Below are 26240 nucleotides of genomic sequence, written 5' to 3'. Positions count from 1 at the left end.
CAGACTTGGGAAGAAGCTCGACCCTCGGATCCCGCGTCCCGGCTCTCGAATCCCGAGCCCCGAGCTTCGGGCGCACCGACCCCGTACGTACCCCCGAACGAGTGACCGGCCGCTTCACGTGAGGCCCCCGGCCCTCGACTCCCGAGTCTCAAGTCCCGAGTTCCGGGCGCGCGGTCGCAGGTCCGGGCTGAACACGGCGATATCGGCGGCGTTGCGCCGTGGCAGCAACGGTCACGGCCTACTCGCCCGGGTCCCAGGCGCTGAGCTGGTCGAAGAGGCGTCGGTCGCCGTCGAGTTGCAGGGCGTTGAACGGGATACGGTCGTGCAGGATGAGGACCAGCTCGCTGGCCGTGCCCCGGGCGGAGGCGTTGGCCGCGTCCGGGCCCTGGCCGGCAGCGGTGGCCGATATGGTGCCGAGCCCGGGGAGACGGATGGTCCGTGCGCCGTCGGCGGAGAGCAAGAGGCGCCAGGAGCGGCCCTCGGAGGCGTGGAAGTCGATGGCAGCGGGCTTGTGCGGCCAGGCACTCGTCGTTGCGACGCAGGTGGACAGGAACTCGTCGACACCGTCGAGCGCCACCTGGGCCGGCAGCGGCTGCGGGGCACCCACGGTGATCTGGGCGTCGTACGTGTGCACCGCGAACTGCTGGAGCTGGTGCCGAGCTACGGCACCGGAGGTATGCGGCGACTGCGAGGTCTCCCACCACGTCCAGCAACCGCGATCCGGGCCGGCCTTCCGCAGTGCGTCCACCAGTTGCTCCGTGGACTCCGCCAGCCAGGCCAGCAGGGCCTCGCGCTCCCGAGGCGCAGCCGGGGCGCCCTCCGCTGCGGACTTGGCCGGAGCAGGTCCTGCGGCGACGGTGGCGGCCCAGTCGCGGCGCCCCTCGCCGATGTGCTGCGCCAGATCGAACAGCGTCCACTCGGGGCAGGTCGGCACCTGTACATCGAGGCTGGGCGCGGAGGCGACCGCGGCGCGGAAGGCGGCCGACCGTTCGTCTATCAGTCGCAGCAGGTCAGGAAGCTCAAGATTCTTTTCCACACCGGGTTTCTACACCGTGCTCCGATCAACCGGAATCGGTTTTTCACGGCCGACGCTGCGGACGCGCAGCACGGCCGCGAGGCACTCGGGTGACGCGGTGTCCTACTCGGACCGAGCGAGCTTCGGCAACGAGGGCACCGCCGCAACGAGGCGTGCGGTAGTGGTGGAGAGGTGCCCGAAACCGTCGTAATACGGAGTGTGCGTGGGGCTGCCGCCGGACGATGAGTGATGTGTGGGGGCCTGCACGCCCCCGCTGCCGCAGTTCACCGATGGCGATGACCGGGGGAATCTTGCTGAAACTGGACGCTCCGAACGGCAGCGTGGCCGAGTCCGCTATCTCCAACCACGATTACCCGGAGTCCTCTTCAGGGCGTACCGGCCCGGGGTGGAGCTGGATGTGGGTTCCGTTTCCCTTCAACTCCCAATTTGTGCAGGCACGGTTCGACAGCAGGGTGTACCGGCGGTACCAGACGGCACACACCGACCTCCGGGCCTTCATCGGTGAGAACCTCGTGGGGAACGACGAGCGCTGGTCAAAGGCCGCCGTTGCCGCCCTCCGGGACGTCACCGCGCAGGAATTCGTCCTGGTCTGCTCGCACGTCTGGGCGTTCGCCTCGTTCGAGGTCCGCGCGGGCGGGAGCGCGGAGGCGGGAACGGCCTTCTACAACGGGTGGGTGGGTGCGGTGAACGCCGATCCGCGGGCCTCGTACGCGCTGATGACCTCCGGGAAACCTACGCTCATGGTGTGGGGGTGAGCGGGGTGCCCGACGGTCACCGTCGGCCCGGTCCGGGGGATGCGGACTACGTACGGCTTCGCCTCGATGCGGGCACGAGGGCATAGGCTTGTCGGCCATGGAAGAGACTCCGCACGAGGTCGGCGCATGGCGTCAGGGACGGAATCCGCAGCGCCGGAAGGTCGGGGTGCTCGGCTGGGCGTTGCTGGTGTTGTTGCTGGTGGCCCTGTTCACCCTGTGGCCGCGCTGAGCCGATCCGTTCGCCGGGAGGCAGCGGGCCCGGACTTGGCCTGAGATCGCTTTTCCCCGCAACGATTTCCGAAAGTCGAGTGTGGGCCGCGTCACGTTCGCGTTGAATGATCTGACGTGCGGTACATGCGGTTCACGCGGAGGACGCTTCCTGTTGGGGGTGCCGGATGAGTGGTTCCCGGATCGAGACGAGCAGTGCGCTGGGGCCCGACGAGCCGGAGCACGATGCGGGCTCCGTGGGCGCCTCGGCGGTGCCGGGTCCCGCCCCGGGAGTCTCTGACGAGTCCGGCCGCCCCGGCGCCGATCTGCTCGCCGCGCTGCTCGACGGGATGGACGCCGCGCTCTGCGCGTTCGGCGCGGACGGGGTGATCACCCACTGGAACCGTGAGGCCGAGCGGATCCTCGGCTGGTCCGCCGGCGAGGCCGTCGGGCGGGCCGGTTTCGCGGGCTGGGCGGTGCGGACCGCCGACGCCGACGAGGTGCACGGCCGGCTGATGGCGGTGATGGACCGGCCGGGTCGGCAGGTCCACGAGTTCGCGCTGCTGCGCAAGGACGGCGGGCGGGTGCTCGTACGGACCCAGTCCGCCGGGGTGCGCGGCGCGGACGGGACACCGGCCGGGGTGTACTGCGCGTTCAGCGAGGTCCATACGCAGATCGATCTGGAGCGGGCGATCGCGCTCAGCGAGGCGATGTTCGACGACGCCTCGTGGGGGGTGGTCCTGGTCGACGCCGATCTGCGGCCCACCGTCGTCAACGCCCATGCGGCGCGGGCGCTCTCCACCGGGCGCACCACGCTGCTCGGCCGTCCGCTGGGCGAGTTGATCGTGCAGGGCGTCGAGGAGTTGGAGGGTGCGCTCCAGCACGTACTCGCGGAGGGGGCGCTGCCCGCGCCCGCCGAGATGTGGGTGACCGTACGGACCGCGGAAGGTGAGCGGCGGCGCTGCTGGCGCAGCGGGTTTCTGCGGCTGGCCTCACCGCTCGCGGAAGAACCGGTTCCGCTGGGGGTGGGCTGGCTCTTCCGGGACGTCACCGCGGCCAAGCAGGCCGAGCAGGAGGCGGACCAACTGCGCTTCCGCGGCAATCAGTTGACCCGGGCCTCGCGATCGGCCGCCGAGTGCGAGGACCCGATGGAGGCGGCGACGGCGTATCTGGACTTCGCGCTCGCCGGGTTCGCCGACCATGCGCTGATCGATCTTGCTCCCCTGGGTGGGGAGAAGGCGGACAGCTCGGGTGCTTCGGGCGGGCGGTTGGTGCGGGTGGCCGAGACGCCGTCCGGGGGCGCGCCGGGCCCGTGCCTGCCGGGCGCGGGCGCCCTTCCGGTGCGGTATGCGGCCGGGCATCCGGCACGCCAGGCGGTGGACCGGGTGGGCGCGGTACGGGCCAGTGCGGCGGCGGCTTCCCCGGCGGCGGAGTGGGCGGTGGAGCGGCGGTGGCCACGGGACACCGCGCACGCGCTGTGCGTGGTGCTGCGGAGCCGGGGGAGGACGCTGGGGGTGGTGACGTTCCTGCGCGGAGCGAGCCGTAGCGCGTTCGAGCGGCCCGACGCGGTGTACGCGGAGAGCGTGGCGGTACGGGTGGCTTCGGCGGTCGACCTGGCGCAGGCACTGGCAGCGGGCGGCGGGGAGCGGGACGGACGGTAGGGCGCGAGGGGGAAAGGGGGAGAGGGGGGGGCACGGACAGGGCGGCCCGCCGCGCCCGCCGTGCCCTCGGTGTCAGTGCCGGTAGAAGATCCGGTCGCCGTACTCCGTCATCACCCGGCGGTTCCACTCGTGGCCACCGTCCACGTTTCCGGACCGCAGCAGCGGCGGCTCGATGCCGCGCCGGGCCAGCTCGCCCGCTGCGGACGCCATCATCGCCTGCATCAGCGCGCTGGTGACCACGGTCGAGGCGGGCGCGAACGGTGCCTCGACGCCCTCGGCGGTCAGCTCCGCGTCACCCACCGCGATCCGGCTGTCCAGCACGATGTCGCAGTGGTCCTTCAGGAAGGTGCCCGAGGAGTGCAGGGACGTGGTCTCCTTCGCGTACGCGACCGAGGTCACGCCGATGACCTTCATGCCCAGGGCGCGGGCGTGCGTCGCCATCTCCACCGGGAGGGTGTTCCGCCCGGAGAGCGAGATGATCACGAGTACGTCCCCCGACTGCGCCGGGCCGGAGTCGAGCACGGCGCCCGCGAGGCCGCCGACGCGTTCCAGGGCCGAGCCGAGCGTGGCCGGCATGACGTCGACGCCGAGGGTGCCGGGTACGGCGAGGATGTTCATCAGAGCGAGACCGCCCGCGCGGTAGACGACGTCCTGCGCGGCGAGCGACGAGTGGCCCGCGCCGAAGGCGAAGAGCCGGCCGCCCGCCTCCACGGTGTCGGCGATGGCGGCACCGGCCGCCGCCACGTTCTCCGACTCCTCGTCCCGGACCTGCCGCAGCAGGCCGATCGCGGCATCGAAGAACTCCCCGGCAAGGCTGCTGCTTCCGCTGCTCTCGCTGCTCATGCCGATCACGGTGCGGTCCGGACCAGTGTGGTGTCAATACCGCTTCGGCACGCGCGGCCCGGTTGTCGGAGGTATGCGTCAGAATTGGATGAGGGCCAAAGCAGTAGCGGAACATAGGGGCACGTATGAGTGGGCTGATCGACACTACGGAGATGTACCTCCGCACCATCCTCGAACTGGAGGAGGAAGGTGTGGTTCCCATGCGGGCCCGGATCGCGGAGCGGCTCGACCAGAGCGGCCCCACGGTGAGCCAGACCGTGGCGCGTATGGAGCGCGACGGCCTGGTGGCCGTAGCCAGCGACCGGCATCTGGAGCTGACCGAGGAGGGGCGCAGGCTGGCGACGCGCGTCATGCGCAAGCACCGGCTGGCCGAATGTCTCCTCGTCGACGTGATCGGCCTGGAGTGGGAGCAGGTCCACGCCGAGGCGTGCCGCTGGGAGCACGTGATGAGCGAGGCGGTGGAGAAGCGGGTGCTGGAACTGCTCCGCCACCCGACGGAGTCTCCGTACGGGAATCCGATTCCGGGCCTGGAGGAGCTGGGCGAGAAGGCCGAGGCGGATCCCTTCCTGAACGAGGGCATGGTGAGCCTGGCGGAGCTGGACCCGGGTGCGGACGGGAAGAACGTGGTCGTACGGCGGATCGGTGAGCCCATCCAGACGGACGCCCAGCTGATGTACACGCTGCGTCGCGCGGGTGTGCAGCCCGGCTCGGTGGTGAGCGTCACGGAGTCGCCCGGCGGGGTGCTGGTCGGGAGCGGCGGGGAGGCCGCGGAGCTCAACCCCGAGGTGGCTTCGCACGTGTTCGTGGCCAAGCAGTAGTCCGCTTCGTGGCCTAGCAGTAGTCCGGGCAGTAGTCCGCGCGGTAGTCCGCGAGGGCCGGAGCCGCTTTGCGCGGCAACCTTCTGCAACCCCTGTGCAATGGCGCAGGAACGGCCCCGGCTGTGGGCAACCCGTGCAAGGCTGAGGCTTGTGACCTGACGGCTGCCGGTACGACTCGGCTCGCCCGTCCGGTCGGGGAGGGAGCAGGTGGATGCGTCCGTCGCACACGCACCGCGTCTCACAAGGGGAGGGCCCCGGCGCTCTGGAGCGCCGGGGCCTGACCTCCCCTTGTCCCGACCTGGAGCCCCGAGCTCTCAAGGTCGGTCGTGCCGGACCCTCATCCCCGAGTGGTCCGCCCCCGCAGAAAATCTCCCCTGGCCAGCAACCCTCAATCCTTGCGGGGTGTCACTCGAAGGTGGGGTGTTGCGCGAGGAAACCGTGTTTTCGAATGCGGGTTCGATAGTCTGCGGTGTGGCGACAGCGAGCACAGGATCGACCGCAGGGGCGAGCAGAACGGCCACTGAACGGAACGGTCACTGAACGGCCTGCGGCACTTGCGGGGCCGGATCCACTCGGGGGACTGAAGGGGGTGTCAGATCACATGGTGCGTCGCATCGACGTGACCGGACCGGACGGCGTGCGCCTTGCTGCCTGGGAGTTCGCCGACCCGCCCAAGGAGCCCGGCAGTGACGCCGAGCGCGCTCCCGGCGTCTTACTGCTGCACGGCCTGATGGGCCGCGCCTCGCACTGGGCGTCCACGGCGCGCTGGCTCTCCGAACGCCACCGCGCGATAGCCCTCGACCAGCGGGGTCACGGCCGCAGCGACAAGCCCGCCGACGGTCCGTACACCCGCGATGCGTACGTCGCCGACGCCGAGGCGGCGATCGAGCAGCTGGGCCTGGCGCCCGTGACTCTCATCGGCCACGCGATGGGTGCGCTCACCGCCTGGCAGCTCGCCGCCAAGCGCCCCGACCTGGTCCGGGCCGTGATCATCTGCGACATGCGGGCCTCGGCCCTGGGGACGGCCACCCAGCGCGAGTGGGAGGACTGGTTCGCGTCCTGGCCGGTCCCCTTCGCGACGCTCGCCGACGTCCGGAAGTGGTTCGGCGAGGACGACCCCTGGGTGGAGCGCCCGAATCCGGCCAGGGGCGAGTTCTTCGCCGAGGTCATGGCCGAGCAGGCCGACGGCTGGCGCCCCGTGTTCTCCTCCCGGCAGATGCTGAAGTCCCGCGAGACCTGGGTCTTCGAAGCGCACTGGGAGGAGCTGGCCCAGGTCCGGTGCCCGGCCCTGGTGGTCCGTGGCCTGGACGGTGAGCTGGGCCGCGCGGAGTCCCAGGAGATGGTCCGGGTGCTGACCCGCGGTGAGTACGCGGAGGTGGCGGACGCGGCCCATCTGGTCCACTACGACCAGCCCGACGCCTGGCGCGCCGCGATAGAGCCGTTCCTGGACGCGGTGGCCGTGAAGTAGTCCCGGGGCGACCGTGACCGACGGACCGACGGACCGACGGACCGACCGGCCGACGGACCGACCGGCCGACGGACCGACCGACCCCCGGTGCCGTCAGCCCTTGCTGACGGCCGTCAGGATCTCCGGGAGCCGGGTGGCCGCCTGCGGTGCGGCCACCCGCAGGCCGGCCCAGGCGGCCAGCGCGCCGTACCCGGTGCCCACCGGCAGCAGGATCCACAGCAACGGCTCGTTGCCCGTGGTGTGCAGCGTGATCAGCAGGACGATCACCGGGGAGCAGAGCAGCGACGCCGAGACCATGCCGCCGAAGATGGAGATCCAGGCGAGGCCCGCCTGGCCGGGGGCCACGTTCTTGTGGGCGTTGTCCTGGGGGATCGAGTACGGGAAGCGCGCCGAGGTCACGGCGCCCGTCGCCAGCATCGCACCGAGCAGCGCGAAGGCCAGGCCCATCGCCTCCGGCAGCGCCCGCCAGTCGCCGAGCAGCCCGGCCGTGACGACGGTGACCAGGGCGGTGTACGGGAGGGTGACCACCAGCAACGCCAGCGCCCGCGAACGCAGTTCGGTGTAGGCGTCCTGCGGGGTGGAGATCGTCTGCGCGACCATCCAGAACGCCGAGGTGTCCTGGCCGAACTGGTTGTACATCTGGATGCCGAGCATCCCCGACGCGAAGCAGGAGAAGTAGATCGACCCGCTGCCCTGGACCGCGTTGAGGACCGGGACGATCAGCCCGATCGCGAGCGATGCGATCCAGGCGGCCTTGGTCTTCGGGTCGCGCCAGATGTAGCGCAGGGTACGCAGCATCACGGTGCCGGTACGCCCCTCCGGGAGGAAGCGGGAGAGGCCCGCCGCCGACTCCTTGCGGCTCGGTTCGCCCGCCGCGATCGTCGAGCCGTCCGGGGACGTCATCAGCCGGACCAGGGTGCGCTGCCAGGCGAGGAGGAGCACCACCAGGGCCGCGGCGGCGATGAGGAGTTGGGCGGCGGCCTGCCCGTACGAGCCGCGGCCCGCCGAGTCCACCGCGCCGATCGCGGACGCCGGTGGCAGCCACCGCACCACGTCCCCGGCCGGGTCGAGCGCGGAGAGCCCGCCCGCCCTGCCGAGCCGCTGGACGCCGAAGTTGACCGCCTGGATGCCCACCGCGATGACCAGGCCGCTCAGTACGGCCAGATCGCGGCCCTTGCGCGAGGTGAGCAGCCGGACGTTGGCCGCCGCGACCGTCCGGGCCAGCGCCACACAGACCAGCACCGTGAGGGGCACCGCGACCACCGCCACCACCGCGCCCGCCGGGCCCGTCGCCACCGCGACGGCCGAGCCCAGGACGAGGCAGAGCGTGAACAGCGGGCCGATGCCCACGAGTGAGGTGACGAGCAGCGCCCGTACCAGCGGTTCGGGGCGCAGCGGCAGCATCACCAGACGGCTGGGGTCCAGCGTCTCGTCGCCGCCGGGGAAGAAGAGCGGCATCGCCGACCAGCCCACCGCCAGGACGGTGACGAGGATGACGGTCAGGGTGCCCGCGTGGGCGTTGCCGTGCAGGGCGATCAGCCCGAGGAGCAGCAGCACGGCGAGGAACAGTGCGAGCACCACCGAGGCGAGGTACGCGGCCCGGCGGCCCGACGACTGGCGCAGGCCGTTGCGCAGCAGCGACAGCTTGAGCCGGACGAAGACGGCGGTGAGGGGTTCGGCGGGTTGCTGGACGGTCGGCCCGGCGGGCGCGACCGGGGCCGCGGTCATCGGGGGCCACCGCCCAGCCAGTCGAGGCTGTCCCCGGTGTTCCTGCCGTGCGCGCCGACCAGTTCCAGGAAGGCCTGCTGGAGCGAGGGGGCGGCCCCGCGCACCTCGGCGAGCGGACCCTGTGCGCGGATGCGGCCCGCCGCCATCACCGCCACCCAGTCGCAGAGCGACTCGACCAGCTCCATCACATGGCTGGAGAAGACGACGGTCGCACCGGAGTGCGTGTAGCGCTCCAGGACGGTGCGGATCGTCTGGGCGGACACCGGGTCGACACCCTCGAACGGCTCGTCCAGGAAGAGCACTTCGGGGTTGTGGAGCAGCGCGGCGGCCAGCCCGATCTTCTTGCGCATCCCGGTCGAGTAGTCGACGACCAGCTTGTGCTGGGCGCCCGCCAGGTCCAGTACGTCCAGCAGCTGGGTCGCCCGTTTGTCGACCTCGGCGCCGGGCAGCCCGCGCAACCGCCCGCTGTACGCGAGGAGTTCACGTCCGGAGAGGCGCTCGAACAGCCGCAGCCCCTCGGGCAGTACGCCGATCCGGGACTTGACCGCGACCGGGTCCTGCCAGACGTCGTGACCCGCCACCTCGATGGTGCCCTGATCGGGCCGGAGCAGCCCGGTCACCATGGACAGGGTGGTGGTCTTGCCCGCGCCGTTCGGCCCGACCAGACCGATGAACTGGCCTGCGGGCAGTTCGAGATCGATCCCGGCGACCGCGATCTGTTCCCCGAACCGCTTCCACAGTCCCTCTACCCGTACGGCTGCCTGGTCCGGCATGGTGCAGCGCCTCTCGGAGTCCCAGCTCTTGGGGCCACCCTACGGGCGGACGCTGCACGACCCGGCGTTCCCGGGCGGTCGGACCCGTTGCGGGAGGGCAGGTCCTACGCGCGGCGGTCCCGTGTCTCCTGGCCGCAGGCGTACGCGAGCGGGCCGGTCAGCTCGTCCGCGTCCGGCAGCCAGCGGTTGGCGGCCGTCGGGCGGCGCACCCACTGCACCGCGCCGCCCGCCCCGACCCGGGTCGGCGGCGCCGCCAGGAAGCCGCCCTCGCCCCGCACCGTGAGGTCGATCGCCGCCGGGTCCCAGCCCAACCTCCGTACCAGGAACGGCACTTTGGCGCCGGTGCCGGGAAGTACGAAGAACTGCATCCGGCGGTCGGGCGTGCGGGTGACCGGACCGAGCGTCACCTCCATGCGTTCCATCCGCGCCAACGCCAGGAATCCGGCCGTCTCGGGGACGTCGACGGCGTCGAAGGCCCGCCCGGTCGGCAGCAGTACGGAGGCCGTCGGCTGCTCGGACCACTGGGCGCGGGCGACGACGGCGCTGCCGGTCGCCTGCGCCGCCCAGTCGGGGCGCGTGGGGTGCGCGCCGGGCGCGGAACACCCCGTATCGGCGCAGGAGCACCGTTCGACACCCTCTTTCGCCACCAGCCAGGTGCCGGAGAGCACGTCCCAGTGCCGTTGTTCGGCGTACCGTACGGCGGTGTCCAGCAGCGTTTCTCCGCGCTGCCCGGGGATCTGTGCGGCTTCCGTGCCCGTGGTGGTGTCATTCACGTTCAGCTCAACTCCCGCTGTCACCCGGGGTTACGGGCGCACCGCACCCGTCGCGGGGGCGGGCTCCCGGCATATGGGGCGCATGGAGGCACGAACGGGGGCGCGTACGCGAATGCACCCCGCGAGCGGGTATCCATGCCGATGTCCATCTGCGGGGGTGCACGGAGAATGCCGGGATTACTCCCGCTTTTCAGCGCATTCTCCCGACATTTGCCGGGCAGTGATCAGCCTGACCGCATCATTGATCGCCGCACGTCTCAGGGGGTACTCATGGCCGCCAGGCCTCTCGTCGCCCGCCAGCCGAACGAACGGCTGCAGACACTCATCCAGGAAGCGGGCTGCTCGAACGCGGGCCTCGCCCGCCGCGTCAACATGGTCGGCGCGGAACGCGGTATCGATCTCCGTTACGACAAGACGTCCGTCGCGCGATGGCTGCGCGGGCAGCAGCCCCGTGGCCGGGCACCGGGCGTCATCGCCGAAGCGCTGGGCCGCAAGCTCACCCGTACGGTCACGATCGACGAGATCGGCATGGCCGACGGCAAGAACCTCGCGTCCGGCGTCGGGCTCCACTTCGCGCCGACGGTGATCGGTGCGATCGAGCAGGTCTGCGAGTTGTGGCGCAGCGACGTGGGGCGCCGGGACTTCCTCTCGGGTTCCACGGTCGCCGCTTCGGCGCTGGTCGAGCCGAGCCGCGACTGGCTGATCACCGGCGCGGACCCACAGGTGGCGCGGGCCGCCGGGGCGCGGGTCGGCAGGTCGGACGTCGAGGCGGTGCGGGCCACGACCGCCGCGCTCACCGAACTCGACCACCGTTTCGGCAGCGGACATGTGCGCCCGATCGTCGTCCACTACCTGAACAGTGTGGTGTCCGGGCTGCTGGCCGGTTCGTACCGGGACGGGGTGGGCCGGGAGTTGTTCGGCGCGGTCGCCCGGCTGACCGAACTCGCCGGGTACATGGCGGTCGACACGGGCCAGCCCGGACTTGCCCAGCGCTACTACATCCAGGCCCTGCGGCTGGCCCAGGCGGCGGGCGACCGCGGTTACGGGGGATATGTGCTGGCCGCCTCGATGAGCCATCTCGCGGCCCAGCTGGGCAACCCGCGCGAGATCGCCCAACTGGCGCGGGCCGCCCAGGAGGGCGCGCGCGGGCGGGTCACGTCCCGTGTGGAGTCGATGTTCTACGCGGCGGAGGCGCGCGGTCACGCGCTGATGGGTGACGCCCGTACGACCCAGGCGGTGGCGGCCCAGGCGCTCGCCGCGATGGACCGCGCCGAGTCCGGCAAGGAATCCGGCGACGACCCGGAGTGGATCACCCACTTCGATCCCGCGTACCTGGCCGACGAACTGGCCCACTGCCACCGCGATCTCGGCCAGGGCGCGGCGGGTGTCCGGCGTGCGGAGGAGGCTCTGGCCGGCCTCCCGGTGACCAAGACCCGCCGCAGGGCGATCGGCCTGGTGCTGCTGGCGACGGCGCACGTCCAGGAACGAGAGGTGGAGGAGGCCTGCCGGACGGGGACGCGGGCGGTGGAGCTGCTGAGCACGGTGCGCTCGCACCGGGGGGCGGACTATCTGGACGATCTGCGGGAGCGGCTGGAACCGTTCGGGGAGGAGAAGTCGGTGCGGGAACTGGGGGCGCGGATGGAGATCCAGGCGGCGTAGCGGTTGTCCGGGACCGCGCCGGGAACGGGGGCGGGAACGGGGGCGGTGGGCGGCCATCGACCGGACAGGTCCTGGACCCGGCCGGTGGCCGTCGTCGATCTCCGGGTGACCACCTGGTGGGGGCGGGAGGGAACAAGCCACGCGAAGCGCCCGCCCGCCTCCACCGCCCCCATATCAGCGCCCCGCACGGCCCATGTGTTACATCCCACACCCCGGTCCGGCGCCCCGTGGCAGACGCGTCGGTTCACCCGGTAGCGTGAACCGACGATTCCGTAGGTCCACGTGCAGTAGGAGTCCCGGTGACGCAGAACGGACAGGGCGACGAGCCGCAGCTTCCCGCTGTACGGCGCGCGCACGAAGGTGTCGTACTGCCCTCGGACGGAAGTGGGCCGTGGGTGCCCGAGGTTGCCGGTGAGCACACGGTGCCCGCCGGTGGGCAGCCGTGGGGTCAGCCCTGGGGGCCGCAGGACGCGCAGGCGCTGCCGCCGCAGCAGATACCGGCGCAACAGCCGCAGTCCCAGCCGTACATGCAGTCGCCCCACCAGCCTCAGGCGCTGTCCCAGCCCCACCAGCCTCAGGCGCTGCCGCAGGCGCAGCAGCCGCAGCAGCACCTCCCGCAGCAGCCGCAGCCGCAGCCGCAGCCGCAGCAGCCGCAGCCGCAGCCGCAGCAGCACCTGCCGTACCAGGCCCCTCAGGCCCCCCAGGCGCAGCCGATGCCGCAGATGCAGCACCCGATGCACCCGCAGGCGCAGCCGCAATCGCCTTCGTACGCCCAGCCGTTGCCTCCCGAGGCCGTTCCCGGAATGGGCATGGGGCTGGGGCTGGGGGACAGCGACGCCACCCAGTTCATCGCGCCCATCTCCGTACCGCCCGAGAGCCCGGCGGAATCGACGCAGTTCCTCGGCCACCACCCGCAGCCCGGCGCGGCCCCCGGTTCGGACGCCGACGCGACGCAGTTCCTGCCGCCCGTCCCGGCCGCGCCCGCCGCCGCTCCGTACGACATCAGGCCGGGCGCCCCCGAGGACCGCGTGCCGCCCGCCGAGTTCGACAGCCTCTTCCGTTCGGACGCCGCGTCCGGCCCGCAAGCGGCGGGTGAGACACAGCAGTTGCCGGTCTTCGACGCGCAGCAGCCGTACGGGAACGACCGCCCGGGGAACGGCCCGGCAGGGCACGGCCCGGGGAACGGCCGGGGGAACGCCCCGTACGGCAACGGTGCGTACGGGCAGCAGCCCCCGCCTCCGCCGCAGCAGCAGTACGCCCCGCAGCCCCCGCCGCCCGGCTCCCGCGCCGCCGCCGGCGCGGACCGGCGCAGGTCCTCCCGGGTGCCCCTCATCGCCGCGGCCGTCGTCGGTATCGCCGTCGTGGGGCTGGGAGTGGGCGCACTGCTCAGTGGCGGCGGTTCGGACACCAAGGACGACAAGCAGCCCGCGGCCTCCACCGAGACCGCGGCGTCGAAGCCCGCGCAGGCCGCCGAGGACCCCGCGAAGGCGCAGGCGGTCGCGCTCGACAAGCTCCTCGCCGACAGCAACAGCAGCCGCTCCGCGGTGATCGCGGCGGTCGCCCACATCAACTCCTGCCAGAACCTGGACCAGGCGGAGCAGGACCTGAGCGGCGCGGCGAAGCAGCGGCACTCGCTGGTGACCCGGCTGGGCGCCCTCTCGGTCGACCAGCTGCCGGACCACGCGCAGTTGACGTCCTCCCTCACCACGGCGTGGAACGCGTCGGCCACCGCGGACGAGCAGTACGCCGCGTGGGCCCGCAACGTCGCGGACAAGGGCAAGAAGGGCTGCAAGCACGGCCGCGCCAAGCGGACCGAGGCGGCGGGCCGGGGCGACGCGGCCAGTGGTCAGGCGACCGCGGCGAAGAAGCAGGCGTCTGGTCTGTGGAACACCATCGCGGAGAAGTACAGCCTGACGACGCGCAGGGTCGACCAGCTCTGACGGTGCCAGGGCCGGCGGAAAGGCCGTAACCCGGCGGGACAGCCGTCACCTTCAGGGACAGCCGTCACCTTCAGGGACAGCCGTCACCCGCCGGGGGACAGGACCGCCCCCGCCGGGCCGGGCCGTCACCCGGTGAGTGAGGCTTTCTCCAGCGTCGGCCCCACATCCACCGCGCCCTTGCGCAGCGCCACCAGCCGCCCCTCGCGCACCACTTGGTACGTCACCTCGCGGTTGACGAGCCGCGGGAAGTCCCGGGACGCCAGCATGTCCTGGACGCCCCAGCGCAGCGTCGGGGTGAGCCCGCCCGTGCGGACGGCGAGTCCGCCGTCCAGCGCCCGGGTGAGGTCGTCGGCCGTGACGCGGTTCCTGTCGAGCGACTCGACGGCCTGCTTCAGCGCGGTGTACGCGATCCAGGTGGTCTGCACGCCCGCGTCGGCCGGGTCGAGGCTGTTGTCCCCGAAGGCGTACTCCGTGATCACGTCCCGCATCGGCTGCCAGCGCGCGTCCGTGGACTCCGGGTACCAGCCGGTGACGTACGCCCCTTCGTAGGGGCCGTTCTTGCCGCCCGTGCTGTCGACGACGCCCTGCCCGATGCTGCCGAGCACCGAGGCGATCCTGACCTGCTGGCCGGGGCGCTCCAGCCGCCGGAAGGAGTCGAAGAAGGTTTCCGTACGGCCGCCGAGCGCCGCCGTCACGCACCCCTTGGCCGCCTGTTCGGCCGCTCCCGCCCGGCCGAGCCGCGCGGGCTCGTCGGGCCCGGCGCCCACCGCCCGCAGCGCCGCGGCGGCCTGGGCGCCGTACTCGCCCGCGTTCTCGGTGGCCCGGATGTCGGCCGCCGGGGCCTTGCCGGTCTCGGCCAGGCCGGTGTCGAGGAGGACGGGGAGCTCGTCGCCGTCGACGGTCTCGGGGCGGACCAGCGCGACCCGTTCGCAGTCCCGGGCGAGCTGTTTGCCGTTGCCGGCCAGCAGCGCCGCCTGGCCGCCGTTGACCGGGTAGGAGAGCGCCGAGCGGAACTCCTCCGTGGAGACGCCGTAGCCGCCGAGGTACGGGATGCCCGCCGCTTCGAGCACCGGCATGAACGACTGCCCGTAGAGGCTGTACGAGCCGACGACCGCGACCGCGCCCTCGGTGACCGCCCGCCGGGCGCAGGTCCCGGCGGCGATCAGCTCGTTGCGGTCGTTGCAGGTGATGATCCTCAGCCGGTGCCCGTCGATGCCGCCCCGGGCGTTGACCGCGCGGGCGTACGCCCGCGCCAGGGCGGGCATTCCCGGCATGTTCGTCCCGCTGGTGCCCTCGGGTGCCCAGGTCATGACGGTGAGGGGCTCCCGGGAGCCGCCCGAACCGCCCGGCAGTACCCCGCAGCCGGTGAGCGAGGGGACCACGACGGCGGTGCTGAGTGCGAGGACGGTGAGGAAACGTCGCCAACCGGTCATGGACCGGAACACTTCCGCCCCAGGGGTAACGCGATGGTGGTCGGGCCTCGACACAGGGTGACGGCAGGGTGAATTGCGGGGGTCCGGCAGGCGCCCCGCGCCAGGAACGTACGATCGAAATCGTGCAAGGTTCCCCGAACGCTTCCCGCCGCGGCCGTAGCTCCACCACCATGGGCGGCATGCCGCTCACCGACATGCCGTGGTGGCGCTGGCGCGCCAATGTGCGCTCTGCGCTGCATATGCTCTCCGACCCCGTCTTCCACCAGGAGTTCTGGCTGACCGGCCGTGAGGAGTACGGGGACGTCACCGACGCCGTGTACCGGCTGGTCGAGGACACCTGGCTCGACAACTGGTCCGCCGAGAAGTACGTCGGGACCGTCTTCCGCGATTCCGGCGAGGCCGCCCTGGTCGATGTGGCCGTGCTGCGGGTGCTCCGCATCATGCACCAGGTGGGCGCGGACGCCCAGGTGTCGGTCTACATGGAGCACCACGGCTGGCCGGAGGCGGTACGGGCCGCGCGCGAGGCGCACGTCAGGCTGGCCGCGGCCGACGGTGACGACCCGGACGTACCGCCCCGCACCCTCGAAGTGCTCCGCATCGTGACCGGCGCCGCCTGACGGCGGACAGGTTGTGGCACCCTACTGGGCATGACCGACCAGTACGTCCTCACCCTTTCCTGCCCGGACAAGCAGGGCATCGTGCATGCCGTGTCGAGCTCCTTGTTCATCACCGGGTGCAACATCGAGGACAGCCAGCAGTTCGGGGACCGCGACACCGGTCTCTTCTTCATGCGCGTGCACTTCGCGGCCGAGCAGCCGGTGACGGTGGAGAAGCTGCGGGCCGGCTTCGCCGCCGTCGGCGACACCTTCGGGATGGACTGGCAGATCCACCGCGCCGAGGAGCGGATGCGGATCGTCCTGATGGTCAGCAAGTTCGGCCACTGCCTGAACGACCTGATGTTCCGCTCCCGTACGGGTGCGCTGCCGGTGGAGATCGCCGCGGTCGTCTCCAACCACCCGGACTTCGCCGAGCTGGTCGGTTCGTACGGGATTCCCTTCCACCACATCCCGGTGACGAAGGACAACAAGGCCGAGGCCGAGGCCGAACTGCTGGAGATCGTCCGCAGGGAGGACGTCGAGCTGGTGGTGCTCGCCCGCTACATGCAGGTCGTCTCCGACGATCTCTGCAAGGCGCTGAACGGCCGGATCATCAACATCCACCACTCCTTCCTGCCGAGCTTCAAGGGCGCGAAGCCGTACCACCAGGCGCACGCCCGGGGCGTGAAGGTGATCGGCGCGACCGCGCACTATGTGACGGCGGACCTCGACGAGGGCCCGATCATCGAGCAGGAGGTCCAGCGGGTGGGCCACCAGGTCACCCCGGACCAACTGGTGGCGATCGGGCGCGATGTGGAGTGCCAGGCGCTGGCGCGGGCGGTGAAGTGGCATGCGGAGCACCGGATCCTGCTCAACGGCAGCCGTACGGTGGTCTTCGCGTAACCCCCGGGCGCGCCCGGCGATCCCGGGCCTTTCGCGAAAGGCCCGGGGCCCGGGGGGCGGAGCGCGCGGCTACATCCGGCTCAGCGAAGCCGCCGCGAAGAGTACGTCGCGGATCGCCTCCCGGTCTCCCTCCTGACCGGCCACCGCCTCCTCGGGCTTCACGTGTCCTGCCGCCAGCTGGCAGAACTCCACGCCGTCCAGCGCCACATGTGCCACCGCGTGGTCCGGTGAGCCCGGCGCCGGGGAGTCCAGGGCGATGTACCACTCGCCGCCCCCGATGCCCTCGATCTCCAGCCGCAGCGAACGGCCCGGTGTGCCCGCGACCGGTTCGCGGGGCGGGCCCGCCAGGCCGGTGCTGCGGCGGCCCGCCAGGGTGACCGGGAGCATCCGGGCCGCCAGGTCGATCATCCGGTAGAGGTGCGCGGAGGTCGGCGGGTCGTACGGATAGTCCACCGCGTTCGCGATGTCGTCCGCGTGCACCCAGCACTCGAAGGCCCGGTCGAGGAGCGAGTCGCCCAGCGGGAGGGCGAAGCCCCCGTACGGTACGGCGAATTCGGTGGCCCGGGGGCCCGCGAAGGAAGCCGCGCGGATCAGCGAGTGGGACTGCGCGCGCCACGGCTCCCGGATCGTCCGGGTCGCGGGCTCGGTGAGCGTGCGCCAGTACCGGGCGGTGCGCTCCGCCGGGGAGCGCGGCGCGTCGTCGCCGAGGGCGCCGTTCAGGCCGTCGTCGAGTCCGAGCGCCGTGGACACCAGGCCGTCCACGGCGAGCAGGTGACCGATGACTCCGGCCACCGTCGTCCGCCGGGAGGTCGGGTGCTCCTCCTCGAACCACTTCAGCCGGACCGGGGCGTGCCACTCCGCGTCGCCGAAGTCGTTCAGCAGGGCGTCGAGCCTGGCGGTCTCCGTCTCGTAGGGCGCGGCCCACTCCGGTACCGGGATACGGGCGGGCCTTCGGCCCAGGCAGCCCTGAAGGACCCGGGAACGCAGCAGCGGGTCGAGGTCCAGGCTCCGCTCGGTGTGCAGCAGCGCCACCGCGTCCCGCAGCCGCAGCGCCTCTTCGGCGCAGGGCGCGCACTCGGGGAGATGGGCCTCGACGGACTCCGTCTCCTCCGGCGAGCAGGCCGACAGCGCCCAGGCCCCGAGCAGCGAACGCAGCACCTTGTGCGAGAGCTCCACCGGCGGCGTGGGCAGGAACGCGAGGTCGTCGGCGGCCCCGCGTGGTCCCGGTATCCGCGAGGGGAGTTCCTCGTCGGGGCGTCCGGACCGCTCCTCGGCCGGCCCGGTCACAGCGCACGGCCGTATCCGGGCGGTGGCGCCCCGTCCGCCGGGCGGGTGTTGGCCGTGGAGAGCAGCTGGAGTCCCAGCCGCAGCCGTCTGCGCGCCTCGTCCTCGGTCACGCCGAGGTCGGCGGCGGTCTGCCGGTAGTCCCTGCGCTGGAAGTACGCGAGTTCCAGCGCCTTCCGCAGCGGCGCGGGCATGGAGGTGACGATGTAGTCCGCGCGGGCTGCGGCGGATGCTCTGCGCACTTTCTGCTCCAGCTCCTCCGTGGTGCCTTCGCCGCTGGTGGCGAGTGACGCCGTCTCCGCCAGCCGCAGTTGCTGAACGGCCTGCCGGTGCGCGAGTGCGGCGACCCAGGACCGCATCGGTCCGTGCTTGGGCTCGTACTCGTCGGGGTGCTCCCAGATGTGGACGAAGACCTCGCGGGTGATCCGGTCGGCGGCCTCGTCGTCGTCGAGCACGCGGTGGGCCAGGCTGTGTACGAGGGACGCGAACCGGTCGTAGAGCTCTCCGAGCGCGGCGGCCTCGCCCCGTGCGAGTCGCTGCTGCATCCTGCGGTCCCAGCGGGGTGGTGCGTCCTTCGGCATTAGGCCCCCAAACATCTGCCCCTCGTCGCTCCGACAGTAGTCGGACGGGCAGTGGAGTGCGCCTCTTTGCACCAAGTGCGGCCTCTGGGCGGCCCGAGGTGGTAAAGGGGCCGACAGCGACAGCTTTTGGCCAGACCTGGGCGGTCAAATATGATCTTTCTGTCCGAAACCTTCCGCGTGTTCCCTGTGCGCACGGTGTTTCATGAGGGGGTGGTGGGGCAGCCGCGAGGTGGAACGGAAACTTCCGGATCTTCCGGACCGACAGCTGAAAGGTCCAGTCCCGTGATGCTGAACGTGAGGGAAGCCGAACACGGTGTATGGCTCGTGCTGCGCATATCGGGCGAAATGGATCTGGTCAGCTCGCCCGCTGTCCGCCAGCGCGTGCACGACGCGGTCGCGGTCGGCTGCCACGACGTGGTGCTCGACCTCTCGGACGTGGTGTTCTGCGACTCCAGCGGCGTCAGTGTCCTGATCGCGGCCCGCCGGCTGATGCGCTCCTGTCAGGGACGGCTGCGGCTGATCCTGCCGTCCGACGGTTCGGTGGGCGGCATGTCCGGCCGGGGCGGCGCCGCACACGTCAACAAAGTGCTGGCCGCGCTGGGCGTGCGCCGCCTCTTCGACGTGTACGCGGACGTGTACGAGGCCACGGCGGAGGACGACGCCCACCCGATCTCGGCCTGACCCCGCACCGGACAACGGCCGTCAGCTGTCGGCCAGCCCCCGCACCGGACGGCAGCCGTCAGCTGTACCGCTCCCGCAGCTTGTACTTGAGCACCTTCCGCAGCGCGTCGTTGCGCGGCAGCGCGTCCACCACCTCCAGCTGCTCCGGCAGCTTGTACACCGAGAGCCCCTGGCCGCGCAGGAACGCCGAGACCTCGGCCAGCGTCAACTCCCCGGCGCCGGGCGCCCGCTCGACCACCGCGCAGACCCGCTCCCCGCGCTCCGGGTCCGGTAGCCCGATCACCGCCGCGTCCCCCACCCCCGGGTGTTCATGGAGCAGATCCTCGATCTCCTTGGCGGAGATGTTCTCGCCCTTGCGGATGATGATGTCCTTCACGCGCCCGGTGAGCACGAGGTGGCCGCTCTCCGTGAGGTGCCCGACGTCGCCGGTGATCAGGAACCCGTCCGCGTCGAAGGTGTCCGCCGCCAGGGCCGGGTCCGCGTACCCCTGGCAGACCGCCTCCCCGTGCAGCCGCACGTCCCCGTCCACCCTGGCCGGTACCGGCTTGCCCGCCTCGTCCACGATGCGGATCTCCATCCCGGCAGGCGGACGGCCCTCCGTCGTGGCCAGGTTCTCCGCCGTGTCGTCGGGCGCCCCCATGGTGATCATGGGGACCTCGGTCATGCCGTACCCGTGGGTGAGCTGGACGCCCATCTCGCGTACGACCGCGTGGTAGATCTCCGGCGGTTTCGGCGCCCCGCCCCCGGCCAGCAGCCGCAGGGTGGGGATCAGCTTCCGGTCCGGGTCCTTGCGCTGCTCGGTGAGGAACATCGAGTAGAACGCGGTGGACCCGCCCGCGACCGTGACCCCGTGCCTGCGGTAGCCCTCCAGCGCCGCGGGCATCGCGAAGTGCTCGAACATCACGGCGGGGAAGCCGTAGAGGAGCAGCATCACCGTGTAGTCGGGGCCCGCGATGTGCGCGAAGGGGAAGGCCATCGAGCCGACGTCGGACGCCGACAGCTGGAGCGCGTGGGCCAGGCAGGAGCCGCCCGCGATCAGTGAACGGTCGGTGTGCAGCACGCCCTTGGGGTCGGACGTGGTGCCCGAGGTCCAGTAGATCCACCGCACCGCCGTACCGTCGGTGGGCGGCGGCGGGAGGACGGCGGGGTCGCCGTCCGGCAGGTCGTCGTACGCCTCGAACACCCCGCGCGCGCCCAGTCGTTCGGCCATCGCCCCGTGGTCGAAGCCGCGCCAGGTGCCCGGTACGGCGAAGAAGTCGGCCCGCGACTCGCGCAGCGCGAAGCCGACCTCGCGGTCCCGGTAGAAGGGGATCACCGGGGACTGCACCGCGCCGATCCTGGCCAGCGCGAAGGAGAGCAGCGCGGTCTCGATCCGGGTGGGCAGCTGCCAGGTGACGACGCTTCCCGGCCGTACGCCCATGCCGTACAGCCCGGCGGCGACCCGTTCCGAGCGGTCCCGCAGTTCGCCGAAGGTCAGGCGGCGGTCCTCCTGGAGCAGGACCGGCCGGTCCGGGGTGAGCGCGGCCCGGCGCTCGATGAGCTCCCAGAGCGTGCGGGACGCGCCCAGTGCGTGCGCGGTTTCGTCCATGCGGCGAACTCCCTCGCGGCAGACAGTACAACTGACGGGTAGTCAGATCGTGCGGAGAGCGTAGGGCTCTGTGCCTTGTCGGTCCAGAGGGTCGGGGCTAGCCTGGTTTCTGACGGGCCATCAGATATCCGCGCACCGGATGTCCGGCCACCGGATACGCCGGAAGGGACACCATGACCGAACTGCCCCGGATCATCAGCGTCGACGACCATGTGATCGAACCGGCGCATCTCTTCGAGACCTGGCTGCCCGCGAAGTACCGGGACCGCGGGCCGAAGCCGCTGACGGCGGGCATCGGCGAGCTGGCCTATGTGGCGGGGAAGTACCAGATCACCATGGACCCGGCGGGCCCGCCGACCGACTGGTGGATCTACGAGGACCTGAAGTTCCCGTACAAGCGCAACATCGCCGCCGTCGGCTTCGACCGCGACGAGATGACCCTGGAGGGCATCACCCGCGCCGAGATGCGGCGCGGCTGCTGGGACCCGGCCGCGCGGCTGAAGGACATGGACCTCAACCACGTCGAGGCCTCGCTCTGCTTCCCGACCTTCCCGCGCTTCTGCGGCCAGACCTTCGCGGAGGCGCACGACAAGGAGGTCGCGCTCGCCTGCGTCCGCGCCTACAACGACTGGATGGTCGAGGAGTGGTGCGGTGACAGCGGCGGCCGGCTGATCCCGCTCTGCCTGATACCGCTCTGGGACATCGACCTCGCGGTCGCCGAGATCCGGCGAAACGCCGCGCGCGGGGTGCGGGCGGTGACGTTCAGCGAGATCCCCACCTATCTGGGGCTGCCGTCGATCCACTCCGGGTACTGGGACCCGTTCTTCGCGGTCTGCGAGGAGACCGGGACCGTCGTCAACATGCACATCGGCTCGTCCTCGCAGATGCCCGCCGCCTCCCCGGACGCACCGCCCGCGGTGCAGGCCTCGCTGTCGTTCAACAACGCGATGGCGTCGATGATGGACTTCCTGTTCTCCGGGGTGCTGGTGAAGTTCCCGGCGCTCAAGCTGGCGTACAGCGAGGGCCAGATGGGCTGGATCCCGTACGCCCTGGAGCGCGCCGACGACGTCTGGCAGGAGCACCGGGCCTGGGGCGGGGTGAAGGACCTGATCCCCGAGCCGCCGTCGACGTACTACTACCGGCAGATCTTCTGCTGCTTCTTCCGCGACATGCACGGGGTCGCGTCGCTGGACACCGTCGGCCGGGACAACGCCACCTTCGAGACGGACTACCCGCACGTCGACTCGACCTTCCCGAACACCAAGGAGGTCGCCCTGGAGCACGTCAAGGGGCTCGACGACGAGACCGTCTACAAGCTGATGCGCGGCAACGCGATCCGCATGCTGGACCTCGACTTCGACAAGCCGGGCAGGACCGGCCGCTGATGGACCTCACGTCCACGGCGGAGGAGGAGGTCTTCCGCGGGCAGCTGAAGGAGTGGCTGGCCAAGGCCCTCCCGACGCTGCCGCCCGCGCCGGATCCGCTGGACTGGCCGGGACGGCGGGCGTACGACACGGCGTGGCAGCGGATGCTGTACGACGCCGGGTACGCGGGGCTGCACTGGCCCGCCGACGCGGGCGGGCGCGGCGCCACCCCCACCCAGCACCTGATCTTCCTGGAGGAGACGGAGCGGGCCGGGGCGCCGTACGTCGGGGCGAACTTCGTCGGGCTGCTGCACGCGGGCCCGACCGTCGCCGCCGAGGGCACCGCCGAGCAGCGGGCCCGCTGGCTGCCGCCGGTGCTGCGCGGCGACGAGATCTGGTGCCAGGGGTTCAGCGAACCGGACGCGGGCTCCGACCTGGCCTCGCTGCGGACCCGCGCGGTCCGCGACGGCGACCACTACGTGGTCAGCGGGTCCAAGATCTGGACCTCGCACGCCGAGGTCGCGGACTGGTGCGAACTGCTGGTCCGTACCGAGCCGGTCAGCGAGAGCGTCCCCAAGCACCGGGGGATCACCTGGCTGGCGATGCGGATGGACGCGCCCGGCGTGACCGTACGGCCGCTGCGGACCCTCGCCGGATCCACCGAGTTCGCCGAGATGTTCCTCGACGAGGTACGGATCCCGGTGACCGACCGGGTCGGCGAGGAGAACGACGGCTGGCGCGTCACCATGGTGACCCTGTCCTTCGAACGCGGCACCGCCTTCGTCGGCGAAGTGGTCGCCTGCCGCCGCGCGCTGGGCGAACTGGCGCGCGCCGCACGGGAGAACGGCCGCTGGTCCGACACCGTGCTCCGCCGCCGACTGGGCAGGATCGGCGCCGAGTTCGCCGCGTTGTGGCGGCTCACCCAGTGGAACGTGAGCGAGGCCCAGCGCAGCGGCGGGGTGCCGGGTACCGGTGGTTCGGTATTCAAACTCCGTTACTCGCACGCCCGCCAGGAGTTGTACGAGGTGGCTGCCGAGGTGCTGGGACCGGACGCGCTGGACCTCTCGCACCCCTGGAACCAGGACCGGCTGTCCTCGCTCTCGTACACGATCGCCGCCGGTACCTCGCAGATCCAGCAGAACATCGTCGCCGAGCGCATCCTCGGCCTCCCCAAGGGGCGCTGATGGACTTCCGGCTCACCGACGATCAACTGGCCCTGCGCAACGGCTTCCGCGAGCTGCTCGCCGGACGCTTCGACCGGGAGGCACTGCGGGCGGCCGTGGACCGGGGCACCCTGGACCGGGCGCTGTGGCGGGAGCTGGGCGACGCCGGGCTGTTCTCGCTGCGGCTCCCCGAGGCGCGGGGCGGTGTCGGGCTCGGACTGCCCGAGGCCGTACTCGTCTTCGAGGAGGCGGGGCGGGCGCTGCTGCCGGGCCCGCTGGTCGCCACGCACCTCGCGGCCGGCGCGGTGCCGGGCGCCGACACCGGGGAGGCGGTGGTCACCGCGTCGGACGGCGCCCTGGTGGAGTGGCTGGCGGAAGCCGACGACGTGCTGGGCCAGGACCTCGCCCAGGACGCCCGCCCCATCCGGTCGGTGGACCCGCTGACCCCGCTGCACCGGGTGGGCGGGGAACGGACCGCCGGGCCGGACGTGGTCCTGCCGCCGGGCACGAACGTGGTGACCCTGACGCTGCCACCGGACGCGACCGCGCTGACCGCGGCGCTGCTGACGGCGGCGCTCCAGCTCGGCAGCGCCGCCCGCACCACCGAGCTGGCCGTCCAACACGCCCGGCAGCGCGAACAGTTCGGACAGCCCATCGGAGCATTCCAAGCCGTCAAACATCTGTGCGCGCAGATGCTGGTACGGACCGAGATCGCCAGGGCGGCCGTGTACGCGGCTGCCGTCACCGCCGAGGCGGCGGCGGACGAGGCGGACGTGACGGGCGCGTGCGTGCCCGACGCGTACGAGGCGGCCGGTGCGAAGCTGCTCGCCGACGACGCGGCCGTCCGTAACGCCCGGGACTGTCTCCAGGTCCACGGCGGTATGGGATTCACCTGGGAGGCAGATGTTCATCTCCACCTGAAGCGGGCCTGGGTCAGGGCCGGGCAGTGGATCACCGCGGCCGAGGCCGAGGAACTGGTCGCGTCCCGGTTGTGAGGCGCCGGAGGCTCCGCCACCGACGCCGCCGCCGCTGTCCGGCGGGCGGCACGGCGGCCGTCGCGGCGGGGTCACCGAGCGTTGATATCGGGTTGTGTCCTCCGGCGGACTCGTCACGGGCCGGAGTCGGGGCCGCGCTCCGGTACGCTCCGAGTGATGCGAACGACCGTGTTGCGCGGATGTCCCGGTGTTGCCTGTGAGGTGGACACCGGGCGGGGAATGCGTGCCGTTCGCACCGTACGTGGGTGCGAGAAGTGCCCTCGTTCGACTGTCCGCAACAGGCGTCGCACAGTATGCACCACGCCTACTCCTTCGCGCTGGAATATGCCCGAAGCGCTTGTTGCGGTGACTGTACGTCAACCATGCTGTCTCTCAAGGGAATCACGGTCCGTGACTCCTGGGAGGCGCTAGGCGATGTTCCCCCGGTGCTTGAAAAGGGTGGGGGTACCCCCGGCCGGTTCGGATGGTGTGAGCGGTGCAGGTGCTTCAGGTGCAGCTGGAGATCGGACCCGATCCCGCGGAGGTGGGACGGGCCCGTAGATGGGCGCGGTCCAGGCTCGTCGGATGTGGAATAAAGGTCGACGAGCCACTGGCCGAGACGCTCATTCTGTTGATCTCGGAACTGGTCACCAACGCCGTGGTGCACACCGGTTGTCCGGCTGTGCTGCGGATGCTGTTCGGCCCGGCCGACGACACGGGCACGGTACGGGTCGAGGTCGCCGACACCAGCGCCTGCCCGCCCCGGCCGCGGCACGCGGAGGGCGAGGACACCAACGGCCGTGGCCTGGAGCTGGTCGACGGGCTCGCGGACCGCTGGGGCTGGCAGGCCGAGGGGCGCGGCAAGTCCATCTGGTGCGAGGTGGACCGGGGCGTGTGCGAGGCCGCGGGTGGTGCGCCGGGGCGCACGGAAGGCACCTGCGAGCCCAGGTATCAGCCCGTACGCCAGGTCACCCGTCCTGCGTGACGCGCAAAAGGTAATAAGTCGGTCGTAATGGTGCGGAGATGGCGGGCGGTTCTGCCGTCATCCGGAACGCACCTCCAGCCGGTCGCCCGTCACAGGACGGCCACCGGCGCGACCGGTGATCCCGTGCCACCCGCGAAGGGTTCGGGTGTCGCGGTGAGCAGGAAGGCGTACCGCCGCTCTTCTGCACAGGCTGTGGACAACTTTTCGAGATTCCAGTTCTGGCCCTGGAGCATGCCCATCTCCACCAGGTCCAGGGCGTGCACGGGCATCCAGAGATCCTCGATCTCGGGCGGGAACACCTCGAACGTGACGGTGTCGTTGGCGACCGCGGCGACATCCCTGGCGTGGAACCACTCCGGCGTACGGACGGACAGTCCCGGCGACGGATAGGTGTAGCCGTGCTTGTCGCCGCCCAGGTAGAGCTGCATCTGACCGGTCCGTACGAGCACGACGTCCCCGGCGCGCACCTTGACTCCGCCGAACTCCTCCGCCGCCTCCAGATCTTCGGGCGTCACCGCATGACCTCCCTCCAGGCGGTCCACGCCCCGGGCGCGCGCCACGTCCAGCAGTACGCCGCGCGAGACCAGGTGCCGCACGGTCCCGATCCCGCTGAACTCGGCTCCCGCGTGCGCGGTGACGGAGGTCGCGGGGCGGCCGTTGTAGATCTTCCCGGAGTGCGACGCATGGGTGAGCGCGTCCCAGTGGGTCGCCGTCTGGAGGCTCATCGTCACGATGTCGTCGCTGGTGGCGACGGTGCCGGGGCCGAAGAGCTCCTGGTTGATCTGGACCATCGCGTGCAGCGGGTTCACCCGCCCCGGGATCATGCCGGTCTGTACGCCGTCGTGCTCCAGCGGTATCGCGAGGGGGATCCGGCGGCCGGTGCGCACGGTCGCCGCGGCCTCCCGTACGACCTCGTCGGTGATCAGGTTCAGGGTGCCGATCTGGTCCTCGGAGCCCCAACGCCCCCAGTTGTTCACGCGTTTGGCGATGTCGTGGAATTCCGCCGGCAGGGACATCGGGCCTCCAG

At 71.6% G+C, this 26240-nt stretch carries 24 protein-coding genes; 14 read left to right on the top strand and 10 right to left on the bottom strand.

Translation table 11 applies throughout. The annotated features are described in order from the left end of the window. Nucleotides 1–238: 238 nt before the first annotated feature. Entirely contained in the window at nucleotides 239–1036 is a 798-nt protein-coding gene (locus OG709_RS15315; RefSeq protein ID WP_329166523.1) for a maleylpyruvate isomerase N-terminal domain-containing protein, read from the bottom strand. A 275-nt stretch (nucleotides 1037–1311) separates the two neighbouring features. Between OG709_RS15315 and OG709_RS15310 the strand changes: the two genes are divergently transcribed. The 3 genes from OG709_RS15310 (at nucleotide 1312) to OG709_RS15300 (ending at nucleotide 3659) form a co-directional block, all read left to right on the top strand. Continuing rightward, nucleotides 1312–1791 (top strand): hypothetical protein, encoded by a 480-nt coding sequence (locus OG709_RS15310; RefSeq protein ID WP_329166520.1) that lies wholly within the window; start codon nucleotides 1312–1314, stop codon nucleotides 1789–1791. Nucleotides 1792–1888: 97 nt separating this feature from the next. After that, nucleotides 1889–2020, top strand: a complete 132-nt coding sequence (locus OG709_RS15305) for a hypothetical protein (protein ID WP_266642408.1) — start codon at nucleotides 1889–1891, stop codon at nucleotides 2018–2020. Nucleotides 2021–2186: 166 nt separating this feature from the next. Beyond that, nucleotides 2187–3659, top strand: coding sequence for a PAS domain-containing protein (locus OG709_RS15300; RefSeq protein ID WP_326694624.1), 1473 nt, complete (start codon nucleotides 2187–2189; stop codon nucleotides 3657–3659). Between the two features lie 72 nt (nucleotides 3660–3731). Here OG709_RS15300 and OG709_RS15295 read toward each other — a convergent pair whose 3' ends face one another. Continuing rightward, on the bottom strand, nucleotides 3732–4502 hold the full coding sequence (locus tag OG709_RS15295; protein ID WP_250301191.1) for an SIS domain-containing protein: 771 nt from the start codon (nucleotides 4500–4502) through the stop codon (nucleotides 3732–3734). Nucleotides 4503–4627: 125 nt separating this feature from the next. Here OG709_RS15295 and OG709_RS15290 point away from each other — a divergent pair, with 125 nt between their 5' ends. Together OG709_RS15290 and OG709_RS15285 are read left to right on the top strand one after the other, a co-directional pair. Beyond that, nucleotides 4628–5320, top strand: coding sequence for a metal-dependent transcriptional regulator (locus tag OG709_RS15290; protein ID WP_250301196.1), 693 nt, complete (start codon nucleotides 4628–4630; stop codon nucleotides 5318–5320). A gap of 601 nt (nucleotides 5321–5921) precedes the next feature. Beyond that, nucleotides 5922–6788: an alpha/beta fold hydrolase gene (locus tag OG709_RS15285; protein WP_326694626.1), complete on the top strand. Its 867-nt coding sequence runs from the start codon at nucleotides 5922–5924 to the stop codon at nucleotides 6786–6788. 93 nt (nucleotides 6789–6881) lie between these two features. Here OG709_RS15285 and OG709_RS15280 read toward each other — a convergent pair whose 3' ends face one another. The 3 genes from OG709_RS15280 to OG709_RS15270 form a co-directional block, all read right to left on the bottom strand. Continuing rightward, nucleotides 6882–8516: a transporter gene (locus OG709_RS15280; protein WP_266642414.1), complete on the bottom strand. Its 1635-nt coding sequence runs from the start codon at nucleotides 8514–8516 to the stop codon at nucleotides 6882–6884. Further along, nucleotides 8513–9289 carry an ABC transporter ATP-binding protein gene (locus OG709_RS15275; protein ID WP_266642416.1) on the bottom strand — a complete coding sequence of 259 codons (777 nt, stop codon included), beginning with the start codon at nucleotides 9287–9289 and terminating at the stop codon, nucleotides 8513–8515. The genes OG709_RS15280 and OG709_RS15275 overlap by 4 nt, the downstream gene beginning before the upstream one ends. 104 nt (nucleotides 9290–9393) lie before the next feature. Beyond that, the gene (locus tag OG709_RS15270; RefSeq protein WP_250301200.1) at nucleotides 9394–10062 is read right to left on the bottom strand and encodes a bifunctional DNA primase/polymerase; all 669 of its coding nucleotides are present in this window, start codon (nucleotides 10060–10062) and stop codon (nucleotides 9394–9396) included. A 270-nt stretch (nucleotides 10063–10332) separates the two neighbouring features. Between OG709_RS15270 and OG709_RS15265 the strand changes: the two genes are divergently transcribed. Continuing rightward, nucleotides 10333–11721 carry a transcriptional regulator gene (locus OG709_RS15265; RefSeq protein WP_250301201.1) on the top strand — a complete coding sequence of 463 codons (1389 nt, stop codon included), beginning with the start codon at nucleotides 10333–10335 and terminating at the stop codon, nucleotides 11719–11721. Nucleotides 11722–12020: 299 nt separating this feature from the next. Continuing rightward, a complete protein-coding gene (locus OG709_RS15260) occupies nucleotides 12021–13661 on the top strand; it encodes a hypothetical protein (protein WP_329166517.1) in 1641 nt (546 codons plus the stop codon). A 125-nt stretch (nucleotides 13662–13786) separates the two neighbouring features. On the opposite strand, the gene OG709_RS15255 is transcribed toward OG709_RS15260, so the two are convergent. Continuing rightward, entirely contained in the window at nucleotides 13787–15094 is a 1308-nt protein-coding gene (locus tag OG709_RS15255; protein WP_250301204.1) for an ABC transporter substrate-binding protein, read from the bottom strand. Between the two features lie 170 nt (nucleotides 15095–15264). On the opposite strand from OG709_RS15255, the gene OG709_RS15250 reads away from it, so the two are divergent. Further along, complete coding sequence (locus OG709_RS15250; RefSeq protein ID WP_250301359.1) at nucleotides 15265–15711, top strand: SCO4402 family protein; 447 nt, start codon at nucleotides 15265–15267, stop codon at nucleotides 15709–15711. Between the two features lie 30 nt (nucleotides 15712–15741). Then, entirely contained in the window at nucleotides 15742–16593 is an 852-nt protein-coding gene (gene purU, locus OG709_RS15245; RefSeq protein ID WP_250301206.1) for a formyltetrahydrofolate deformylase, read from the top strand. A 69-nt stretch (nucleotides 16594–16662) separates the two neighbouring features. On the opposite strand, the gene OG709_RS15240 is transcribed toward purU, so the two are convergent. Both OG709_RS15240 and OG709_RS15235 read right to left on the bottom strand, forming a co-directional pair. Continuing rightward, nucleotides 16663–17880, bottom strand: coding sequence for a zf-HC2 domain-containing protein (locus OG709_RS15240; protein ID WP_329166516.1), 1218 nt, complete (start codon nucleotides 17878–17880; stop codon nucleotides 16663–16665). Further along, nucleotides 17877–18458, bottom strand: coding sequence for an RNA polymerase sigma factor (locus tag OG709_RS15235; RefSeq protein WP_250301212.1), 582 nt, complete (start codon nucleotides 18456–18458; stop codon nucleotides 17877–17879). The genes OG709_RS15240 and OG709_RS15235 overlap by 4 nt, the downstream gene beginning before the upstream one ends. A gap of 282 nt (nucleotides 18459–18740) precedes the next feature. Between OG709_RS15235 and OG709_RS15230 the strand changes: the two genes are divergently transcribed. Beyond that, nucleotides 18741–19139, top strand: coding sequence for an STAS domain-containing protein (locus OG709_RS15230; protein ID WP_250301213.1), 399 nt, complete (start codon nucleotides 18741–18743; stop codon nucleotides 19137–19139). A gap of 58 nt (nucleotides 19140–19197) precedes the next feature. Here OG709_RS15230 and OG709_RS15225 read toward each other — a convergent pair whose 3' ends face one another. Next, nucleotides 19198–20727: a class I adenylate-forming enzyme family protein gene (locus tag OG709_RS15225; protein ID WP_329166514.1), complete on the bottom strand. Its 1530-nt coding sequence runs from the start codon at nucleotides 20725–20727 to the stop codon at nucleotides 19198–19200. Between the two features lie 173 nt (nucleotides 20728–20900). Between OG709_RS15225 and OG709_RS15220 the strand changes: the two genes are divergently transcribed. The 4 genes from OG709_RS15220 to OG709_RS15205 all read left to right on the top strand — a co-directional run bounded on the left by OG709_RS15220 (nucleotide 20901) and on the right by OG709_RS15205 (nucleotide 25213). Further along, nucleotides 20901–22112, top strand: coding sequence for an amidohydrolase family protein (locus OG709_RS15220; RefSeq protein WP_250301217.1), 1212 nt, complete (start codon nucleotides 20901–20903; stop codon nucleotides 22110–22112). Continuing rightward, nucleotides 22112–23275, top strand: a complete 1164-nt coding sequence (locus OG709_RS15215) for an acyl-CoA dehydrogenase family protein (RefSeq protein WP_329166513.1) — start codon at nucleotides 22112–22114, stop codon at nucleotides 23273–23275. The genes OG709_RS15220 and OG709_RS15215 overlap by 1 nt, the downstream gene beginning before the upstream one ends. Further along, complete coding sequence (locus tag OG709_RS15210) at nucleotides 23275–24249, top strand: acyl-CoA dehydrogenase family protein (RefSeq protein ID WP_266642424.1); 975 nt, start codon at nucleotides 23275–23277, stop codon at nucleotides 24247–24249. Before OG709_RS15215 ends, OG709_RS15210 begins: the two co-directional genes overlap by 1 nt. A 475-nt stretch (nucleotides 24250–24724) precedes the next feature. Further along, the gene (locus OG709_RS15205; RefSeq protein ID WP_326694631.1) at nucleotides 24725–25213 is read left to right on the top strand and encodes an ATP-binding protein; all 489 of its coding nucleotides are present in this window, start codon (nucleotides 24725–24727) and stop codon (nucleotides 25211–25213) included. Between the two features lie 89 nt (nucleotides 25214–25302). On the opposite strand, the gene OG709_RS15200 is transcribed toward OG709_RS15205, so the two are convergent. Beyond that, on the bottom strand, nucleotides 25303–26229 hold the full coding sequence (locus OG709_RS15200; protein ID WP_250301222.1) for a cyclase family protein: 927 nt from the start codon (nucleotides 26227–26229) through the stop codon (nucleotides 25303–25305). Nucleotides 26230–26240 lie beyond the last annotated feature (11 nt).

This window comes from Streptomyces sp. NBC_01267, assembly GCF_036241575.1.
In the GTDB taxonomy this organism is placed as follows: domain Bacteria; phylum Actinomycetota; class Actinomycetes; order Streptomycetales; family Streptomycetaceae; genus Streptomyces.
The sequence above is the reverse complement of the archived record's forward strand: the minus strand, read 5'-3'. Positions and strand labels throughout refer to the sequence as shown.

Excerpts from the sequence above, each read along its gene's own strand:
- OG709_RS15310 (WP_329166520.1), top strand. The coding sequence starts at position 1,312 with ATGACCGGGGGAATCTTGCTGAAACTGGACGCTCCGAACGGCAGCGTG.
- OG709_RS15305 (WP_266642408.1), top strand. The coding sequence starts at position 1,889 with ATGGAAGAGACTCCGCACGAGGTCGGCGCATGGCGTCAGGGACGGAAT.
- OG709_RS15300 (WP_326694624.1), top strand. The coding sequence starts at position 2,187 with ATGAGTGGTTCCCGGATCGAGACGAGCAGTGCGCTGGGGCCCGACGAG.
- OG709_RS15295 (WP_250301191.1), bottom strand. The coding sequence starts at position 4,502 with ATGAGCAGCGAGAGCAGCGGAAGCAGCAGCCTTGCCGGGGAGTTCTTC.
- OG709_RS15290 (WP_250301196.1), top strand. The coding sequence starts at position 4,628 with ATGAGTGGGCTGATCGACACTACGGAGATGTACCTCCGCACCATCCTC.
- OG709_RS15285 (WP_326694626.1), top strand. The coding sequence starts at position 5,922 with ATGGTGCGTCGCATCGACGTGACCGGACCGGACGGCGTGCGCCTTGCT.
- OG709_RS15280 (WP_266642414.1), bottom strand. The coding sequence starts at position 8,516 with ATGACCGCGGCCCCGGTCGCGCCCGCCGGGCCGACCGTCCAGCAACCC.
- OG709_RS15275 (WP_266642416.1), bottom strand. The coding sequence starts at position 9,289 with ATGCCGGACCAGGCAGCCGTACGGGTAGAGGGACTGTGGAAGCGGTTC.
- OG709_RS15265 (WP_250301201.1), top strand. The coding sequence starts at position 10,333 with ATGGCCGCCAGGCCTCTCGTCGCCCGCCAGCCGAACGAACGGCTGCAG.
- OG709_RS15255 (WP_250301204.1), bottom strand. The coding sequence starts at position 15,094 with ATGACCGGTTGGCGACGTTTCCTCACCGTCCTCGCACTCAGCACCGCC.
- OG709_RS15250 (WP_250301359.1), top strand. The coding sequence starts at position 15,265 with ATGGGCGGCATGCCGCTCACCGACATGCCGTGGTGGCGCTGGCGCGCC.
- purU (WP_250301206.1), top strand. The coding sequence starts at position 15,742 with ATGACCGACCAGTACGTCCTCACCCTTTCCTGCCCGGACAAGCAGGGC.
- OG709_RS15235 (WP_250301212.1), bottom strand. The coding sequence starts at position 18,458 with ATGCCGAAGGACGCACCACCCCGCTGGGACCGCAGGATGCAGCAGCGA.
- OG709_RS15225 (WP_329166514.1), bottom strand. The coding sequence starts at position 20,727 with ATGGACGAAACCGCGCACGCACTGGGCGCGTCCCGCACGCTCTGGGAG.
- OG709_RS15220 (WP_250301217.1), top strand. The coding sequence starts at position 20,901 with ATGACCGAACTGCCCCGGATCATCAGCGTCGACGACCATGTGATCGAA.
- OG709_RS15215 (WP_329166513.1), top strand. The coding sequence starts at position 22,112 with ATGGACCTCACGTCCACGGCGGAGGAGGAGGTCTTCCGCGGGCAGCTG.
- OG709_RS15210 (WP_266642424.1), top strand. The coding sequence starts at position 23,275 with ATGGACTTCCGGCTCACCGACGATCAACTGGCCCTGCGCAACGGCTTC.
- OG709_RS15200 (WP_250301222.1), bottom strand. The coding sequence starts at position 26,229 with ATGTCCCTGCCGGCGGAATTCCACGACATCGCCAAACGCGTGAACAAC.